15 protein-coding genes are annotated in these 16,307 nt (G+C 60.4%); 10 read left to right on the top strand and 5 right to left on the bottom strand.

Going from position 1 to position 16,307, the window contains the following annotated elements:
* Nucleotides 1–68: 68 nt before the first annotated feature.
* The 3 genes from U862_RS0120240 (at nucleotide 69) to U862_RS0120230 (ending at nucleotide 2,613) form a co-directional block, all read left to right on the top strand.
* Nucleotides 69–1,664, top strand: a complete 1,596-nt coding sequence (locus U862_RS0120240; protein WP_025112082.1) for a GMC family oxidoreductase — start codon at nucleotides 69–71, stop codon at nucleotides 1,662–1,664.
* A gap of 115 nt (nucleotides 1,665–1,779) precedes the next feature.
* A complete protein-coding gene (coaD, locus tag U862_RS0120235; RefSeq protein WP_003229157.1) occupies nucleotides 1,780–2,259 on the top strand; it encodes a pantetheine-phosphate adenylyltransferase in 480 nt (159 codons plus the stop codon).
* A gap of 102 nt (nucleotides 2,260–2,361) precedes the next feature.
* Nucleotides 2,362–2,613, top strand: coding sequence for a YfhL family 4Fe-4S dicluster ferredoxin (locus U862_RS0120230; protein ID WP_003195146.1), 252 nt, complete (start codon nucleotides 2,362–2,364; stop codon nucleotides 2,611–2,613).
* Between the two features lie 132 nt (nucleotides 2,614–2,745).
* Here the strand turns inward: U862_RS0120230 and U862_RS0120225 are convergent, their stop codons facing one another.
* From U862_RS0120225 to U862_RS0120215, 3 genes are all read right to left on the bottom strand, one after another.
* Nucleotides 2,746–3,069 (bottom strand): hypothetical protein, encoded by a 324-nt coding sequence (locus U862_RS0120225; protein ID WP_025112081.1) that lies wholly within the window; start codon nucleotides 3,067–3,069, stop codon nucleotides 2,746–2,748.
* A gap of 69 nt (nucleotides 3,070–3,138) precedes the next feature.
* Entirely contained in the window at nucleotides 3,139–3,951 is an 813-nt protein-coding gene (mutM, locus tag U862_RS0120220; protein ID WP_025112080.1) for a bifunctional DNA-formamidopyrimidine glycosylase/DNA-(apurinic or apyrimidinic site) lyase, read from the bottom strand.
* 12 nt (nucleotides 3,952–3,963) lie between these two features.
* Nucleotides 3,964–4,776, bottom strand: a complete 813-nt coding sequence (locus U862_RS0120215) for an HDOD domain-containing protein (RefSeq protein WP_177327356.1) — start codon at nucleotides 4,774–4,776, stop codon at nucleotides 3,964–3,966.
* A gap of 228 nt (nucleotides 4,777–5,004) precedes the next feature.
* Between U862_RS0120215 and U862_RS0120210 the strand changes: the two genes are divergently transcribed.
* The 6 genes from U862_RS0120210 to ilvD all read left to right on the top strand — a co-directional run bounded on the left by U862_RS0120210 (nucleotide 5,005) and on the right by ilvD (nucleotide 12,717).
* Nucleotides 5,005–5,544: a type 1 glutamine amidotransferase domain-containing protein gene (locus U862_RS0120210; protein WP_025112078.1), complete on the top strand. Its 540-nt coding sequence runs from the start codon at nucleotides 5,005–5,007 to the stop codon at nucleotides 5,542–5,544.
* A gap of 162 nt (nucleotides 5,545–5,706) precedes the next feature.
* Entirely contained in the window at nucleotides 5,707–6,903 is a 1,197-nt protein-coding gene (locus U862_RS0120205) for a class I SAM-dependent rRNA methyltransferase (protein ID WP_025112077.1), read from the top strand.
* A gap of 441 nt (nucleotides 6,904–7,344) precedes the next feature.
* Nucleotides 7,345–8,418, top strand: coding sequence for a SagB family peptide dehydrogenase (locus U862_RS0120200; protein WP_025112076.1), 1,074 nt, complete (start codon nucleotides 7,345–7,347; stop codon nucleotides 8,416–8,418).
* Nucleotides 8,415–9,392 carry a diiron oxygenase gene (locus U862_RS0120195; protein WP_025112075.1) on the top strand — a complete coding sequence of 326 codons (978 nt, stop codon included), beginning with the start codon at nucleotides 8,415–8,417 and terminating at the stop codon, nucleotides 9,390–9,392. The genes U862_RS0120200 and U862_RS0120195 overlap by 4 nt, the downstream gene beginning before the upstream one ends.
* A complete protein-coding gene (locus U862_RS0120190; protein WP_025112074.1) occupies nucleotides 9,385–10,617 on the top strand; it encodes an MFS transporter in 1,233 nt (410 codons plus the stop codon). Before U862_RS0120195 ends, U862_RS0120190 begins: the two co-directional genes overlap by 8 nt.
* A gap of 258 nt (nucleotides 10,618–10,875) precedes the next feature.
* Nucleotides 10,876–12,717 (top strand): dihydroxy-acid dehydratase, encoded by a 1,842-nt coding sequence (gene ilvD / locus U862_RS0120185; RefSeq protein ID WP_025112073.1) that lies wholly within the window; start codon nucleotides 10,876–10,878, stop codon nucleotides 12,715–12,717.
* Nucleotides 12,718–12,944: 227 nt separating this feature from the next.
* Here the strand turns inward: ilvD and U862_RS0120180 are convergent, their stop codons facing one another.
* The gene (locus U862_RS0120180; RefSeq protein ID WP_025112072.1) at nucleotides 12,945–14,006 is read right to left on the bottom strand and encodes a hypothetical protein; all 1,062 of its coding nucleotides are present in this window, start codon (nucleotides 14,004–14,006) and stop codon (nucleotides 12,945–12,947) included.
* A 241-nt stretch (nucleotides 14,007–14,247) separates the two neighbouring features.
* On the opposite strand from U862_RS0120180, the gene U862_RS0120175 reads away from it, so the two are divergent.
* Nucleotides 14,248–15,639, top strand: coding sequence for an L-cystine transporter (locus U862_RS0120175; RefSeq protein WP_025112071.1), 1,392 nt, complete (start codon nucleotides 14,248–14,250; stop codon nucleotides 15,637–15,639).
* Between the two features lie 104 nt (nucleotides 15,640–15,743).
* Here U862_RS0120175 and U862_RS0120170 read toward each other — a convergent pair whose 3' ends face one another.
* Nucleotides 15,744–16,256, bottom strand: coding sequence for a dihydrofolate reductase (locus tag U862_RS0120170; RefSeq protein WP_025112070.1), 513 nt, complete (start codon nucleotides 16,254–16,256; stop codon nucleotides 15,744–15,746).
* Between the last annotated feature and the right edge of the window lie 51 nt (nucleotides 16,257–16,307).

Here is a 16,307-nt window from a genome sequence, read left to right as displayed (position 1 = left end):
TCCCCTGTGGCAGCGGGCTTGCTCGCGAAGGGGCCCACAAGAACAACAAGAACAAGAGAACCTGATCAATGCCTGTACCCGACCCGTTCCGCGAAGGCCTCGCCCGTGGCTGGAAAACCTACAACGGCGCACAACTGACCGACGACCTGACGCTGCAAGCCGACGTGGCCATCATCGGCAGCGGTGCCGGTGGCGGCACCACGGCAGAAATCCTCAGCGCCGCCGGCTACAAAGTGCTGCTGATCGAAGAAGGCCCGCTCAAGACCAGTTCCGACTTCAAGATGCTCGAGGACAAGGCTTACAGCAGCCTTTACCAGGAAGGCATCGGCCGCATGAGCAAGGACGGCGCGATCACCATCCTCCAGGGCCGCGCGGTGGGCGGCACCACGCTGATCAACTGGACATCGAGCTTTCGCACCCCTGAGCCGACCCTCGAACACTGGGCCAGAGAGCACAACGTCAAAGGCCATAGCCCGGCCGAGATGGCGCCGTGGTTCGAGAAAATGGAGCAGCGCCTGGGCGTCGCACCGTGGAGGGTTCCGCCCAATGCCAACAACGACGTGATCCGCAAGGGCTGCGAGCAACTCGGCTATAGCTGGCACGTGATCCCGCGCAACGTGCGCGGTTGCTGGAACCTCGGCTATTGCGGCATGGGCTGCCCGACCAACGCCAAGCAATCGATGATGGTCACCACCATCCCCGCGACACTGGAAAAGGGCGGCGAGCTGCTGTACCTGGCCCGTGCGGAAAAACTGCTGATCAACGGCGACAAAATCACCGGCCTGCAGTGCGTGGCAATGGACGAGCGCTGCGTCGCACCGACCGGGTACAAAATCACGGTCAAGGCGCGGCATTACGTGCTGGCCGGCGGCGGCATCAACAGCCCGGCCCTGCTCTTGCGTTCGGACGCGCCGGACCCGCATCAGCGCCTCGGCAAACGCACCTTCCTGCACTTGGTAAACATGTCCGCCGGGCGTTTCGACGAAGTGATCAATCCGTTCTACGGCGCGCCGCAGTCGATCTACTCGGATCATTTCCAATGGAAGGACGGCACCAGCGGCCCAATGGGCTACAAACTCGAAGTACCACCGCTGCAGCCGGCTCTGGCAGCAACACTGCTGGGCGGCTTTGGCCTGCAGAACGCCGAACACATGGCTGACCTGCCGCGCACCCACGCGATGCTCGCGCTGCTGCGCGACGGTTTCCACCCGGAAAGCCCCGGCGGCAGCGTCGAGTTGCGTGGCGACGGCTCGCCGGTGCTCGACTACCAGGTCTCGCCTTACGCCTGGGAAGGCTTGCGCCGCGCCTTTCACAGCATGGCCGAAATCCAGTTTGCCGGCGGCGCCAAAGCGGTGATGCCGATGCACGCCGATGCGCGCTACGTGAAAACCCTGGCCGAGGCCCGCACCTTGATCGACAGTTTGAGCCTTGAGCTGTACCGCACACGCCTTGGCAGTGCCCACGTGATGGGCGGTTGTGCAATGGGCGAAGACCCGAAAAGCGCGGTCACCGACAGCCTCGGCCGGCATCACCAACTGAGCAATCTGTCGATTCACGACGGCTCGCTGTTCCCCACCAGCATTGGCGCCAACCCGCAATTGTCGGTGTACGGGCTGACCGCACAACTGGCGACGGCCCTCGCCGATCGGCTGAGAAATCCGTGAAAAAACCGGTTTATCACGTCGTCTATAGTGCTTTCTTACCCAACAGGCGACTTGGCCGACCGGGACGGCTGCGATACCATCCGACTCCCCAACGGACTCCCGCCAGGACGACGCGATGAACCGAGTGTTGTACCCAGGTACCTTCGACCCTATTACCAAGGGCCATGGCGATCTGGTCGAACGCGCCTCGCGCCTGTTCGATCACGTGATCATTGCGGTCGCCGCCAGCCCCAAGAAAAACCCGCTGTTCCCGCTGGAACAACGGGTCGAACTGGCTCGCGAGGTCACCAAACACCTGCCGAACGTGGAAGTGGTCGGCTTCTCGACGCTGCTGGCGCATTTCGCCAAAGAGCAGAACGCCAATGTGTTCCTGCGTGGTCTGCGCGCGGTGTCGGACTTCGAATACGAATTCCAGCTGGCCAACATGAACCGCCAGTTGGCCCCGGACGTAGAGAGCCTGTTTCTCACGCCGTCCGAACGCTATTCGTTCATTTCCTCGACCCTGGTGCGGGAAATTGCGGCGCTGGGCGGCGATATCAGCAAGTTCGTGCACCCGGCCGTGGCCGATGCCCTGACCCTGCGCTTCAAGAAGTAACGACCGTTCAAACGGCGCCCGCGTGCACTGCGGGCGCCAATGCGGCACAATTACGCGCATTGATTTATAGCGCCCGGGCCTGCCGCCCCGGCTGGAGTTAGCATGTCCCTGATCATCACCGACGATTGCATCAACTGCGACGTCTGCGAACCCGAGTGCCCGAACGCCGCCATTTCCCAAGGCGAAGAGATCTATGTGATCGACCCGAACCTGTGCACCCAGTGCGTCGGCCACTACGACGAGCCGCAGTGCCAGCAGGTCTGCCCGGTGGATTGCATTCCGCTGGACGAAGCGCATCCGGAGACTGAAGAACAGTTGATGGAGAAGTACCGCAAGATTACTGGCAAGGCCTGATCTGGCCGTTTTGTAGCGCGCTTCCGGGCCTCTTCGCGAGCAAGCCCGCTCCCACACTGGAATGCATTTCAAACTGTGGGAGCGGTCTTGCTCGCGAAGGGGCCGCCAACAACACCGCACAACGGGATCAGCTCACTCCCGCTGCTCGAACCCCTCCCCCGTACACCCCAGACAGCGCACGAACGCTGCTTTCGCCGGGTCGACCACCAACGCCTGCCCCGCATCGCCCACCCCGCCACCCAGCGCGGTAAACGGCAACGACACCACAAACACCCCCGCACCCAGTACCGTCGCCACCACTAGCAACGGTCGGGCGATCAGCAAATCGCCAATCATGGCGTAGGCCGGAGGGTTCTGAATCGCGTAGCGCGGGTCACCGCTGCCGCCCTCCGTCGCCCGGGTCGGCAGACTGGAACACAACAGCAGCGCAATGAGCAGGACTTGCAGGGGCTTCATGGCACGATCCTTCGGGCTGAACAGTGAGACAACTCACTATAGACCGTAGGACCTTTTCAGCTTTTTGCTTCAGCTCTGGCAGCGCGGGCAGAACACACTGGCCCGCTGACCGAGCTTCACTTCGCGCAGGCCGGTGCCGCAGACCTTGCAGTGCTCACCGCCACGGCCATAAACGAACAGCTCCTGCTGGAAATACCCCGGCTGCCCGTCGCCACCGATGAAATCACGCAACGTGGTGCCGCCACGCTCGATGGCAGCGGCGAGGATGCGTTTGATCTCGATGGCCAGCTTCAGATAACGCGCCCGGGAGATGCTCTTGGCCTCGCGGCGCGGGTCGATCCCGGCAGCGAACAGGGCTTCGGTCGCGTAAATGTTGCCGACACCGACCACTACCGCGTTGTCCATGATGAACGGTTTGACCGCCATCGAACGCCCGCGCGACAGCTGGAACAGGCGCTCGCCGTCGAACAGATCGGTCAACGGTTCCGGCCCGAGGCGAATCAGCAGTTCGTGATTGAGCGGATCGGTGCTCCACAGCATCGCGCCGAAGCGCCGCGGATCGGTGTAGCGCAGGGCCAGCCCGGACTCCAGCTCGATATCGACGTGCTCATGCTTCAACGCCGGCAGCCCGACCTCTACCAGACGCAGGTTGCCCGACATCCCCAGGTGACTGATCAAGGTGCCGACCTCGGCATTGATCAACAGGTACTTGGCCCGCCGCTCGACCAACACGATGCGCTGCCCGGACAGGCGCACATCAAGGTCTTCGGGGATTGGCCAGCGCAGCCGGCGATCACGCACAATCACCCGGCTGACGCGCTGGCCTTCCAGGTGCGGGGCAATGCCCCGACGGGTGGTTTCGACTTCCGGCAGTTCAGGCATGGCGTCCTCGAATCAATGCGCGCCGAGGTCGCGGATCGTTTGCTTGAGCGTTTCGAAATCGTAGTCCGACAGCCCCACGTAATCGAGTACCAGCGGGCCGACAGCGTTCCATTCGAAATCCTCGGTCTGGTTACCCAGTACCCGATAGGAGGCGCAAATGTGCTCGGCCATCTTGAGGATCGCCAACAGGTTTTTCAGCTGGCTGTTGCGCGAGGACTCATCGCTGAAAATCGCCAGCGCATTGTGGTGATTGGCGATGGCCGCGCTGACGTGCTCCGGCAGGCGCCAGGACTTGGCGGTGTAGTAGCCGACCACTGCATGGTTGGTGTTGAACTCGGCGTTTTCAGTGTCCACCACCCGGCACTCGGCGCTGGCATTTGCGTAGGCCTTTTCCAGCACTGACATGTAGTTGGGGAACCGTTGCAGCATCAACGGCACCCCGCAATCGTGAAACAGGCCCAGGGCATAGGCCTCATCGCCGGCCTGAGTGCCGATGCGCTTGGCCAGGGTCAGGCAGGTCATCGCCACGTCCTGGGCGGTGTCCCAGAAACGGTTGAGGGTGACGATGGTGTCGTCGTTCATCTCGCCCTTGATCGACTGCGCGTTGATCAGGTTGATGATCGAGCGGCTGCCCAACAGATTCACCGCGCGCTGGATCGAAGTGATCTTGTTGCTCAGGCCGTAATAAGGCGAATTGACGATTTTCAGCAGCGAGCCGGACAAGCCAGGATCCTGGGAGATCAGCTTGGCGATCACCTCCAGGTCCGGGTCGGGCATGTACTGCTCCATTTGCAGATCCACCATGATCTGCGGCTGCGCGGGCACGCTGATGCCTTGCAGGGATTGTTGAATCTGTTCGGTGGTCAGCTCTTGGGACATAAGTACACACTCTGGGACAGGCGGCGATTCTAACCTCTAAAAACCGCGCGACGACACACCAGTGGGCAATTGTCAGGAACTTTCATTCAGGCCATGGCTTCGGAATCTGTAATGCCCAAGGGATCACCCCGATCCCGTGCGGCGGCAAATTCCCGCAGACTCAGGAGCTTATCGATGGCCACTTCCCTCAACGGCAAACGCATCGCCATTTTGGTAACAGACGGTTTCGAACAGGTCGAATTGACCGGTCCCAAGCAGGCACTGGAGCAAGCCGGCGCCCAGGTCGACATCCTTTCCGCCGAGGCCGGCAAGGTCAAAGGCTGGAACCACGACAAGCCGGCGGACGACTTCAAGGTCGACCAGACGTTCCAAGGCGCCAGCAGCGAGCAGTACGACGCGATCGTTCTGCCGGGCGGCGTACAGAACTCCGACACCATCCGCATCGACCAGGATGCCCAGCACCTGGTCAAGACCGGAGCCTCCGCCGGCAAACCGATTGCGGTGATCTGCCATGGCAGCTGGTTGCTGATTTCCGCCGGGCTGGTCAACGGCAAGACCATGACCAGCTACAAGACGGTCAAGGATGATCTGCTGAATGCCGGGGCCAATTGGGTCGACAAAGAAGTGGTCAAGGACGGCAATCTGATCAGCAGCCGCCAGCCCGACGATATTCCGGCGTTCAGCAAGGAGCTGATCAGCGCGCTGTCGGCGTAGCATTCAAAATCGCTTTCGCGAGCAGGCTCGTTCCCACATTGGAATGCGTGCAAATGTGGGGGCGGGCTTGCTCGCGAAGGCGTCATCAGCGTTTCATCGCTCTCCAATCCCGGCACCAGTCCCAACACGGTATACTCCCGCTCTTTTTTCCGGAGCGACGTCATGTCCCTGCCTAGCCTGCGCCTCAAAGCCAACGCCGACCGTCGCCTGCGCAACGGCCACTTGTGGGTCTACAGCAACGAAATCGATGTGGCTGCCACGCCACTGCACGGCTTCAAGGCCGGCGATCAGGCGATTCTCGAAGCCGCCGGCGGCAAGCCGCTGGGCATCGTCGCCATGAGCCCGAACAACCTGATCTGCGCGCGTCTGCTGTCGCGCGACATCAAACTGCCGCTGGACAAATCGCTGCTGGTGCACCGCCTGAACGTGGCGCTGTCGTTGCGCGAGCGCCTGTTCGACAAGCCTTTCTACCGCCTGGTCTACGGCGACTCCGACCTGCTGCCAGGTCTGGTGGTCGACCGTTTCGGTGACATCCTGGTGGTCCAGATCGCCTCGGCGACCATGGAAGCGCATAAAGACGACGTGATCGCCGCACTGACCCAAGTGCTCAAGCCAAGCGGCATTCTGTTCAAGAACGATTCTGCCGCCCGTGATGCCGAAGGCCTCAACCGTTACGTCGAAACCGTGTTCGGCCTGGTGCCGGAGTGGGTGGCACTGGAAGAGAACGGCGTGAAGTTCGAAGCGCCAGTCATCGAAGGCCAGAAAACCGGCTGGTTCTACGACCACCGCATGAACCGCGCCCGCCTGGCTCCCTACGCCAAAGGCAAACGCGTCCTCGACCTCTATAGCTACATCGGTGGCTGGGGCGTGCAAGCGGCGGCGTTCGGCGCCAGTGAAGTGTTCTGCGTCGACGCGTCGGGCTTCGCCCTCGACGGCGTTGAACGCAACGCTGCGCTGAACGGCTTCGCCGACAAGATGACCTGCATCGAAGGCGACGTGTTCGAAGCCTTGAAAGAGCTCAAGGCCAGCGAAGAGCGTTTCGACGTGATCGTTGCCGACCCGCCAGCGTTCATCAAACGCAAGAAAGACATGAAAAACGGTGAAGGCGCCTACCGTCGCCTGAACGAGCAAGCCATGCGCCTGCTCACCAAGGACGGCATCCTCGTCAGCGCTTCGTGCTCGATGCACCTGCCGGAAGATGATCTGCAGAACATCCTGCTGACCAGCGCCCGTCATCTGGACCGTAACATCCAGCTGCTCGAACGCGGCGGTCAAGGCCCGGATCACCCGGTCCACCCGGCCATCGCCGAAACCCGCTACATCAAGAGCATCACCTGCCGCCTGCTGCCTAACAGCTGATTGGCACAAAAACGGGGAGCCCAAGGGCTCCCCGCTTGTTGTCTGGCGATGCAACGTCGCCGAATGCCTGTTCTCTCTCTATCGTCCTACACATAACTTCTCGAACAATTGAAGGAAATTTCCCTGCGCATTCGATTTAACACTCTATAACTTACAAATATGCTTTGACCACGCGACCACTCTGACAAAATTACTGGAATTTTCCTACTTAATAATCACTTGCCAATAACTCATTACAAACTATGATTAAGTTGTCACCACGAGGTGGCACCCAATATCACTGAACATGGAGTTCATACTATGAAAGCAATTACTCTGGAAGCTAACAAAATCGCAAACCTGGCTTTTCTGGTCGCCCCTAAAACCCGCTAAGTAAGGTGGACGCTGGGGAGTGCCGGCACCCCAGCGTCCTTTCGACTTTGTCCAGAGCGAAGAGCCAACATGCACATCAATCCTTATTTGTTCATACTGCCGCGCACACCCGGACTTATTGTCTGGAACTACAAAGAACACACTCAACATGAACTCGATATCGACTACTCATCGAGACTTGCAGAACTTATTCACAACCCAAACTTGTTTGATCACTGCAACACCATAGACACACAACTATTAAGCTCAAAAATATTAACCATTACAAAGATAAACAGTCCCGAATGGGGCTGGGACGAGTTATCGAAGATCTACCATATCGGCACACAGAACATTCCCTGTGAAAACGTGCCGCAGAATATCCATGAATGGTCCCGACAATACCTGGATCACTGCAATGAAGTGCTGGCCTCAGACGCTCCTGACAGGGAGCGCCCGGTTCCGGGCGTCGAACGACGCATCATGCTGCCGTCCCCCGCCACATTGACTGAAAGCAGCCTGGGCAATGCGCTGCTGCAGCGAAAGACCTGTCGTGCGTTTACCGGCGAAGCAATCACCCTCGAAACCGTTGCCACGCTGCTGTATCTCTCGCTGGGTTATCTCGACGAACGTGAAAACGATCGCGACGCCAGCATCGCCCAAGGCCTCGGCGCCCGACGCAGTAGCCCGTCGGGTGGCGGATTGAACGCCTGCGAAGGTTTTGTACTGACGCAGAACGTCAGCGGCCTGGCACCGGGCATTTACGCCTATCACCCGGCCGAGCACGCCTTGAGTCCGGTCGGTCCATTGCCCGAGTCGGCGTTGGGCCAGCTTCTGGCTGGGCAACATTTCATCAACAACTTGCCGTTGGGGCTGTTCATCACCGCGCGTTTCGACAAGCTCTGGTGGAAGTATCAACACTCCCGGGCCTACCGCATGGCCTTCGTCGAAGCCGGTCACCTCTCACAGTCTTTCCAGTTGGTGGCTACGGCCCTGGGCCTCAACACTTGGCTGACAGGGGCATTCGGCGATCAGCAGGTCGAAACCCTGCTGGGCATCGAAGGCAGTGCCGAGCAGCCGCTGTTCTTTGTCGGTTGCGGCGCGAGTGACGGTCAGGCGATGTGCCAGGAAATGCAGGATCTGCTCCAGGAGACGCAAGCATGACGGCCCCCTTGGCAGATTCGACTTCGGCGCCGGTTTCCTGGGCGCTCCGGTTTACCCTCGGCGACTGGAACACCAGTGCCTCGGTACGCACCAGCCAAAACGACTACCAGCTACCGCAAGACGTGCAGCAACAACTGCAAACCCGTTTCTGGTTCCCGCCGGCCTTCCTGCCGTATCTGGCGCACCCCGCCATTCAGGCCGCAGGTACAACCGTCATGCATCGCCTGACTGCCAACCATCTGGTGCATTTTCTTGACTACACCACCCTGCTCGAACACCGCATCGTCAACCGGGCTGTGGAAACCATCGTCCACGGCGAGTTGCCGGCCTACATTCCGCCACGGATGAAAACTGCTGCACTGCAGCTCTACACGGATGAGGGCTACCACGCGCTGTTCTCTGATCGACTGGCCAGCCAGATTGCCGACTTGCATGGTTTCGTCGAACGTCCGGTGATGCCCTTGCGAATCACCCGAATGAACGCCCTGATTGCCCGCACAACCGAGAGCCAACGTCCACTGGCGTGGTTTCTGCTCGGCTTCGTCTCCGAAACCATCATTGCCCGGGAGTTGCTGGAGGTTTGCCGCGAAACTCTGGTCAGCAGCGTGAACAGCATGTTGCGTGATCACCTGAGCGACGAGGCCCGCCACAGTCGTTACTTCAGCGAAGTGTTCCATTATTTGTGGCTGACCCTGAACAGCCGCCAGCGCACCTTCACCGCCAGAACCCTGCTGGACGCCATCGGGATCTTCTTCGAAGTCGACGAACGCTGGCTGCGACAGAGTCTGCGGGGCGTCGGCATTGCAGAAACCGATGTGGCGCAGATTGTCAGCGGTCTGGCGACCGCACGGGCCAACCGGCAACGAGCGCGCTCAGGCGCCGGCGCGACGCTGCATGCACTGGAGCAGGCAGGGTTCTTTGCGCTGCCGCATAACCGCAAACTTTTTGCCAAGGCAGGCCTGATCGATGAATGACCGAGTAAACACCGCTACTGCACGACAACAACGCGGCGCCGTCAGCCTTCTACTGGCCATGGTCCTGCTTGGGGTGTTTCCTCTGGACGTGCTGCTGCCCTCGTTCCCCGCATTGGCCGAACACTTTCGCAGTTCCCCGGCGGACATTGCGCTGTCGATCAGCCTGTTCGCCGTAGGGATTGCGTTCGCGCAACTGTTGATCGGGCCACTCTCCGATGTGATCGGCCGTAAAGGATTGCTGCTCGCAGGCATGGGTGTGTCGATGCTGGGGGCGCTCGGCTGCGCCATGACCCGCGACTACACCCTCTTTCTGGCGTTCCGGTTGCTGCAGGCATTGGGGTGTGGCTGCTTCGTGTTGTCCCAGGCGCTGGTTCAGGATCTGTTCGAGGGTGAGGAGCGCGACCGCTTGCGCATCCTGATGGTGACCGCGACCGGAATTTTCATTTCAGTGTCGCCGCTGGCCGGCACCTTTCTGCAGGCCACTCTCGGCTGGCGGGGCAGCTTCTGGGTATTCACCGCGCTGGCGGCGGCTGTACTGGTCAAGGCCTGGTTTTTTCTGGAGAACAGTCATCGCGTCGTTCGCAACACGCCGCTCAACTTCCTCAATGCCTATCGCCGAGTGCTGGGCGATTTCGAGTTCGTCGGTTACTGGCTCATATCCGCATTTGCGTTTGCCTGCCATTTCTCGTTCATCGTCATCTCGCCACTGATCTTCATGGATCAACTACAGCTGTCGGCCTATGAGTATTCGCTGATCCTGCTGGTCTACGGTGCGGCCTATATCGTTGGCGGGATTGCCGCTGCGCTGCTGAGCCTGCGCATCAGCTCCGCGCACCAGATCGTCGCGGGTTTGAGCATGATCCTGCTGGCGGGGCTGGTGATGCTGTTCCTGTCGCAGCACTTCGCGCTCTCACCCGTCACGGTACTGATCCCTATGCTGATCTGCACTGCGGGCACCACCATTGCGCGCCCGGCCGCCACCTCGCGAGCCATGGGCCTGTTCCCGGAGAGCGCCGGCACTGCGGCATCGGCCGGCAGTACGATCATCTTCATCTGTGGCGGTTTGATCAGCGCCCTGATCAGCCTGAGCCCGAGCAACCTGCAAGCAACCCTCGGTTACTGTTTTGTCCTGCTCAGTTGCATCGCACTGGCGTTGAACAAGCGGATCAATCGTCGCGCCAGAGTCATCGAAAGCAGTGCCATCGCCCCCACGGGCGGCGATTGAGCCTGCCGGTCGTCATGCCACACGCACCGTCGGCACTGGAACAATGCTTTGCGCCATTCCCTCCGGACGCCAGCGGTGTAGAATCGGCTGATTCATCGCCATTCATCCCCCGGCGGGTTTATGAGCTCAGGCTGAGGCAAGCGGCGATCCCGCAAAGTCATCGGCAACATCCAGGACACACGGCCATTTCTGAGTGTTCCAGACGTCAATAGAAGCTCACTCCCTTTTGATACCTGATTAGCCGCCCGGAGTGCTCCAATGCCTGATTACCGTTCGAAAACATCCACCCACGGCCGCAACATGGCCGGCGCCCGCGCACTGTGGCGCGCAACCGGGATGAAAGATGACGACTTCAAGAAGCCGATCATCGCCATTGCCAACTCCTTCACCCAGTTCGTACCGGGCCACGTGCACCTCAAAGACCTCGGTCAACTGGTTGCCCGTGAAATCGAACGCGCCGGTGGCGTAGCGAAAGAATTCAACACCATCGCCGTGGACGACGGCATCGCCATGGGCCACGACGGCATGCTCTATTCGCTGCCGAGCCGCGAGATCATCGCCGACTCCGTCGAGTACATGGTCAACGCCCACTGCGCCGACGCCATTGTCTGCATTTCCAACTGCGACAAGATCACCCCGGGCATGCTGATGGCCGCTCTGCGCCTGAACATTCCGGTGATCTTCGTGTCCGGCGGCCCGATGGAAGCCGGCAAGACCAAACTCGCTTCCCACGGCCTCGACCTCGTCGACGCCATGGTGATCGCCGCCGACTCCAGCGCTTCTGACGAGAAAGTCGCCGAGTACGAGCGCAGCGCCTGCCCGACCTGCGGTTCGTGCTCCGGCATGTTCACCGCCAACTCGATGAACTGCCTGACCGAAGCACTGGGCCTCGCCCTGCCAGGCAACGGTTCGACCCTGGCCACCCACAGCGACCGCGAACAGCTGTTCCTGCAGGCCGGCCGCACCATCGTCGAGCTGTGCAAGCGTTACTACGGCGAGAACGACGAATCCGTACTGCCGCGTAACATCGCCAACTTCAAGGCGTTCGAGAACGCGATGATGCTCGACATCGCGATGGGCGGTTCGACCAACACCATCCTGCACTTGCTGGCTGCCGCCCAGGAAGCCGAGATCGATTTCGATCTGCGCGACATCGACCGCCTCTCGCGCAGCGTGCCGCAACTGTGCAAAGTCGCGCCGAACATCCAGAAGTACCACATGGAAGACGTACACCGCGCCGGCGGCATCTTCAGCATCCTCGGTTCGCTGGCCCGTGGCGGCCTGCTGCACACCGACCTGCCGACTGTGCACAGCCGCAGCATGGAAGAAGCCATCGCCAAGTGGGACATCACCCAGACGACCGATGAAGCCGTGCATCACTTCTTCAAGGCAGGTCCTGCCGGTATCCCGACGCAGACGGCGTTCAGCCAGTCGACCCGTTGGGAAACCCTCGACGACGACCGTGAAAACGGCTGCATCCGCAGCTTCGAGCACGCCTATTCGAAAGAAGGCGGCCTGGCCGTGCTGTACGGCAACATCGCCCTCGACGGCTGCGTGGTGAAAACTGCCGGCGTCGACGAGTCGATCCACGTCTTCGAAGGCAACGCGAAGATCTTCGAAAGCCAGGACAGTGCGGTGCGCGGCATCCTCGCTGACGAAGTGAAGGAAGGCGACATCGTCATCATTCGCTACGAAGGCCCGAAAGGCGGCCCGGGCATGCAGGAAATGCTCTACCCGACTTCGTACCTCAAATCCAAAGGCCTGGGCAAAGCCTGTGCGCTGCTCACCGACGGTCGTTTCTCCGGCGGTACGTCGGGCCTGTCCATCGGTCACGCCTCGCCAGAGGCCGCCGCCGGTGGCGCGATCGGTCTGGTGCAGGACGGCGACAAAGTGCTGATCGACATTCCGAACCGCTCGATCAACCTGTTGGTCAGTGATGAAGAACTGGCTGCACGCCGGATCGAGCAGGACAAGAAAGGCTGGAAACCGGTCGAACAGCGCCCTCGCAAAGTGACCACCGCGCTCAAGGCCTACGCCCTGCTGGCGACCAGCGCCGACAAGGGTGCCGTACGTAACAAGGCGATGCTCGACGGGCTGTAAGCGTCCAATCGCAGAAACAAAAATGCCCCGCCAAAGTGCGGGGCATTTTTTTGCCTGATGAAAATATCCCAGACCCTGAAGATCAAAACTGTGGGAGCGGGCTTGCTCGCGAAAGCGGTCTACCGGTCAAAAAAACTGTCGCCTGACACTCCTTCTTCGCGAGCAAGCCCGCTCCCACAAGGACTGTCAGTGATCCCGGAGTCTGTGCCCCCACAGAGGACCGGGGCTTACTGAATTTCTTCAGGCTTGACGATCACCCAGTTCTTGTCCGCTGTCACCGGCAAACCTTCCTTGGCCTGCGCTGCTGCGTGCTTGGCCATCATGCCGTTCAACTGAGTCATGTATTTGTCCTTGCGGTTGACCCACAGGTGAATACCGCCCTTGGCCACATCCACATCGTGGAACAGCATGTAACCGTCGCTGCTCGGGGTGTCGCCGCCCACCAGCACCGGTTTTTTCCACTCGTCGATGTAGGTCAGGATCGCCGCGTGCTTGCCGGCCATCCAGGTGGCGGGGGTCCACAGGTATGGGGTCAGTTCGAGGCCGAGGTTGGCCTTCTCGTCATATTTGCCTGCCGTGATCTGTTTGCGCGCAGTGGTCAGCTCGCCGGTTTCGCGGTTCTTCAGCAGCGTGCTGACACCGATCACGTTTTGCGGTTTGACGTTGTAACCGTACTTCGGATCAGCCGCGACCATCCGCACCAGCTCTTCAGAGGCGGCAGTCATCACGTAGACCTCGATGCCGTTCTCCATCAGCTTGTTGTACAGCTCGGCCTGACCGGTAAAGACTTTCGGCGGCTGCACGTCGAGGTTCTTCACCACATCGCCATCGTAATAGGTGGTTGGTACCGGCTTGCCCGAAGCCATCAGCTCATCGACATACCCCTTGAGCTCCTTGAGGGTGAAGCCGGAGAACACCTGCGCCACCCACGGGTAGCAGACCATGTCATCGACTTCGCACAGGCGATAGTAGTAACTGAACAGGCTTTCCTTGTGGTCGGCGGTGTCCTTGAACGGCATCAGTTTCAGGGAGGGATCGAGTTTGTCGCGAGTGATCAGGCCCTTGTTTTCCATGAACGGCAGCAACGACTCTTCGAGATCGTAGCGGTAACTGGTGTTGTCCATGTCGAACACCGCGTAGTTACCCTTGTTGGCGTTGGCCGCGATCATCGCGTCCAGTGCCTTGGCCTGATCCGCCGGCCAGTGTTTCAGGTCGGTGGCGAACGCCTGACCCGCCAGACCCAACCCTAACGTCAGTGCGACAGCCAGAAACTTCGGTGCGAACTTCATTGGCGCTTTCTCCCTGATGTAAAGACATCGACGCTAACAAATAAGTGTGACAGTCCTCGTCTGTCAGCGACCGCTTACGTCTCCTCAACGCCAGCTGCATTGCCGAGAGCGACAAGCGCTTATTCCAAAAACGACGGACGACCTGCGATTTCGGTATTAATTCATTGGAAATCAAACTGTTAGGCTTGCCGGTTCGCAGTCGCCCAAGAAGGCGACTGGCACAAGTCTTATCGGAGTCTTCATGAATCTGCCGCTGATCCTCAATCTGCTGGTGTTCCTCGCCCTGCTCTTTGGCCTGGCGCAAACCCGCCACACCACCTGGAGCCTGGCGAAAAAAGTCCTGCTCGCGCTGGGTCTGGGCGTGGCGTTCGGCGTCGCCCTGCATACCGTCTACGGTGCTGGCAACCCGGTGCTGAAAGCCTCGATCGGCTGGTTCGACCTGGTGGGCAACGGTTACGTGCAGTTGCTGCAAATGATCGTGATCCCGCTGGTGTTCGCCTCGATCCTCAGTGCGGTGGCGCGTCTGCACAACGCCTCATCGCTGGGCAAGATCAGCTTCCTGACCATCGGCACCTTGCTGTTCACGACCGCGATCGCGGCGCTGATCGGCATTGGCCTGACCAACCTGTTCGGCCTGACCGCTGAAGGTCTGGTCGCCGGCACCCAGGAAATGGCTCGCCTGCAAACCATTCAGACCGATTACGCCGGCAAGGTCGCCGACTTGAATGTGCCGCAGTTGCTGCTGTCGTTCATTCCGCAGAACCCGTTCGCCGACCTGGCTCGGGCCAAGCCGACTTCGATCATCAGCGTGGTGATCTTCGCTGCATTCCTGGGGGTTGCTGCGCTGCAACTGCTCAAGGATGACGTCGAGAAAGGTCAGAAAGTGATCAACGCCATCGACACCCTGCAAGCCTGGGTGATGCGTCTGGTGCGTCTGGTGATGAAGCTGACCCCGTACGGCGTGCTGGCGCTGATGACCAAAGTGGTCGCCGGTTCCAACCTGCAAGACATCATCAAGCTCGGCAGTTTCGTCGTGGTCTCATACCTCGGTCTGGGCCTGATGTTCGTGGTGCATGGCCTGCTGGTGTCGGCGGCCGGGATCAACCCGTTGCGCTTCTTCCGCAAGATCTGGCCGGTGCTGACGTTTGCGTTCACCAGCCGCTCCAGCGCAGCGAGCATTCCGCTGAGCATCGAAGCGCAGACCCGTCGTCTGGGGATTCCACAATCGGTGGCGAGTTTCGCTGCTTCGTTCGGTGCGACTATCGGCCAAAACGGCTGCGCCGGCCTGTACCCGGCGATGTTGGCGGTGATGGTAGCGCCAACCGTGGGCATCAACCCGCTGGATCCGCTGTGGATCGCGACGCTGGTGGCGATTGTGACCCTGAGCTCGGCCGGTGTGGCCGGTGTCGGTGGCGGCGCGACGTTTGCGGCGCTGATCGTGCTGCCGGCGATGGGTTTGCCGGTGTCACTGGTGGCGCTGCTGATTTCGGTTGAGCCGCTGATCGACATGGGTCGTACGGCGTTGAACGTGAGTGGTTCGATCACGGCGGGTGCGATTACCAGCCAGGTGATGCAGCAGACGGATAAAGAACTGCTGGATGCGGATGAGCATGCGGAGCTGGCTCAGGCTTAAGCTTTTCAGTGATTGAGCGGGCCTCTTCGCGAGCAAGCCCGCTCCCACATTGGATCTGTGATCGACACAAATCCCCTGTGGGAGCGGGCTTGCTCGCGAAGCGCTTAGGCCCTTTCCCAAACTTCAAAGTTGTACGCGGGCTTGTCGCCCTCAGCCGGATTGGCCACATTCGACACCAGTTTCCACTGATTCAGATCGAATTCCGGAAACCACGCATCCCCTTCCGGGCTCAGCGCCACGCGGGTCAGATACAGACGATCAGCCTGCGCCAGCCCTTGCGCATACAACTGCGCGCCGCCAATCAGCATCAGCTCACCAACACCCTGCTCTGTCGCCCATTCCTCGGCGCGAACCACGGCAGCTTCCAGCGACGGATACACCTGCGCCCCTTCCAGCACCAGATCGGCCTGACGGCTGACCACGATGTTCAAGCGGCCCGGCAGCGGACGACCGAGAGAATCCCAGGTCTTGCGGCCCATGATGATCGGCTTGCCGAGGGTCATGGCCTTGAAGTATTTGAAGTCCCCCGGCAGGTGCCAGGGCATGCTGTTGTCGACGCCGATCACACGGTTTTCACCGAGGGCTGCGATCAGGCTGAGGGGGAGTGATTTAGTCATGCCGGCGAGGATACCAGAGCCTCGCTTGACCCGATAAGCACCACAGCGGTT

The organism is Pseudomonas sp. H1h (genome assembly GCF_000633255.1).
Classification (GTDB): Bacteria; Pseudomonadota; Gammaproteobacteria; order Pseudomonadales; family Pseudomonadaceae; genus Aquipseudomonas.
Note: the sequence above shows the minus strand (reverse complement) of the source record. Positions and strands in the feature narration are given on the sequence as shown.

Excerpts from the sequence above, each read along its gene's own strand:
- U862_RS0120240 (WP_025112082.1), top strand. The coding sequence starts at position 69 with ATGCCTGTACCCGACCCGTTCCGCGAAGGCCTCGCCCGTGGCTGGAAA.
- coaD (WP_003229157.1), top strand. The coding sequence starts at position 1,780 with ATGAACCGAGTGTTGTACCCAGGTACCTTCGACCCTATTACCAAGGGC.
- U862_RS0120230 (WP_003195146.1), top strand. The coding sequence starts at position 2,362 with ATGTCCCTGATCATCACCGACGATTGCATCAACTGCGACGTCTGCGAA.
- U862_RS0120225 (WP_025112081.1), bottom strand. The coding sequence starts at position 3,069 with ATGAAGCCCCTGCAAGTCCTGCTCATTGCGCTGCTGTTGTGTTCCAGT.
- mutM (WP_025112080.1), bottom strand. The coding sequence starts at position 3,951 with ATGCCTGAACTGCCGGAAGTCGAAACCACCCGTCGGGGCATTGCCCCG.
- U862_RS0120210 (WP_025112078.1), top strand. The coding sequence starts at position 5,005 with ATGGCCACTTCCCTCAACGGCAAACGCATCGCCATTTTGGTAACAGAC.
- U862_RS0120205 (WP_025112077.1), top strand. The coding sequence starts at position 5,707 with ATGTCCCTGCCTAGCCTGCGCCTCAAAGCCAACGCCGACCGTCGCCTG.
- U862_RS0120200 (WP_025112076.1), top strand. The coding sequence starts at position 7,345 with ATGCACATCAATCCTTATTTGTTCATACTGCCGCGCACACCCGGACTT.
- U862_RS0120195 (WP_025112075.1), top strand. The coding sequence starts at position 8,415 with ATGACGGCCCCCTTGGCAGATTCGACTTCGGCGCCGGTTTCCTGGGCG.
- U862_RS0120190 (WP_025112074.1), top strand. The coding sequence starts at position 9,385 with ATGAATGACCGAGTAAACACCGCTACTGCACGACAACAACGCGGCGCC.
- ilvD (WP_025112073.1), top strand. The coding sequence starts at position 10,876 with ATGCCTGATTACCGTTCGAAAACATCCACCCACGGCCGCAACATGGCC.
- U862_RS0120180 (WP_025112072.1), bottom strand. The coding sequence starts at position 14,006 with ATGAAGTTCGCACCGAAGTTTCTGGCTGTCGCACTGACGTTAGGGTTG.
- U862_RS0120175 (WP_025112071.1), top strand. The coding sequence starts at position 14,248 with ATGAATCTGCCGCTGATCCTCAATCTGCTGGTGTTCCTCGCCCTGCTC.
- U862_RS0120170 (WP_025112070.1), bottom strand. The coding sequence starts at position 16,256 with ATGACTAAATCACTCCCCCTCAGCCTGATCGCAGCCCTCGGTGAAAAC.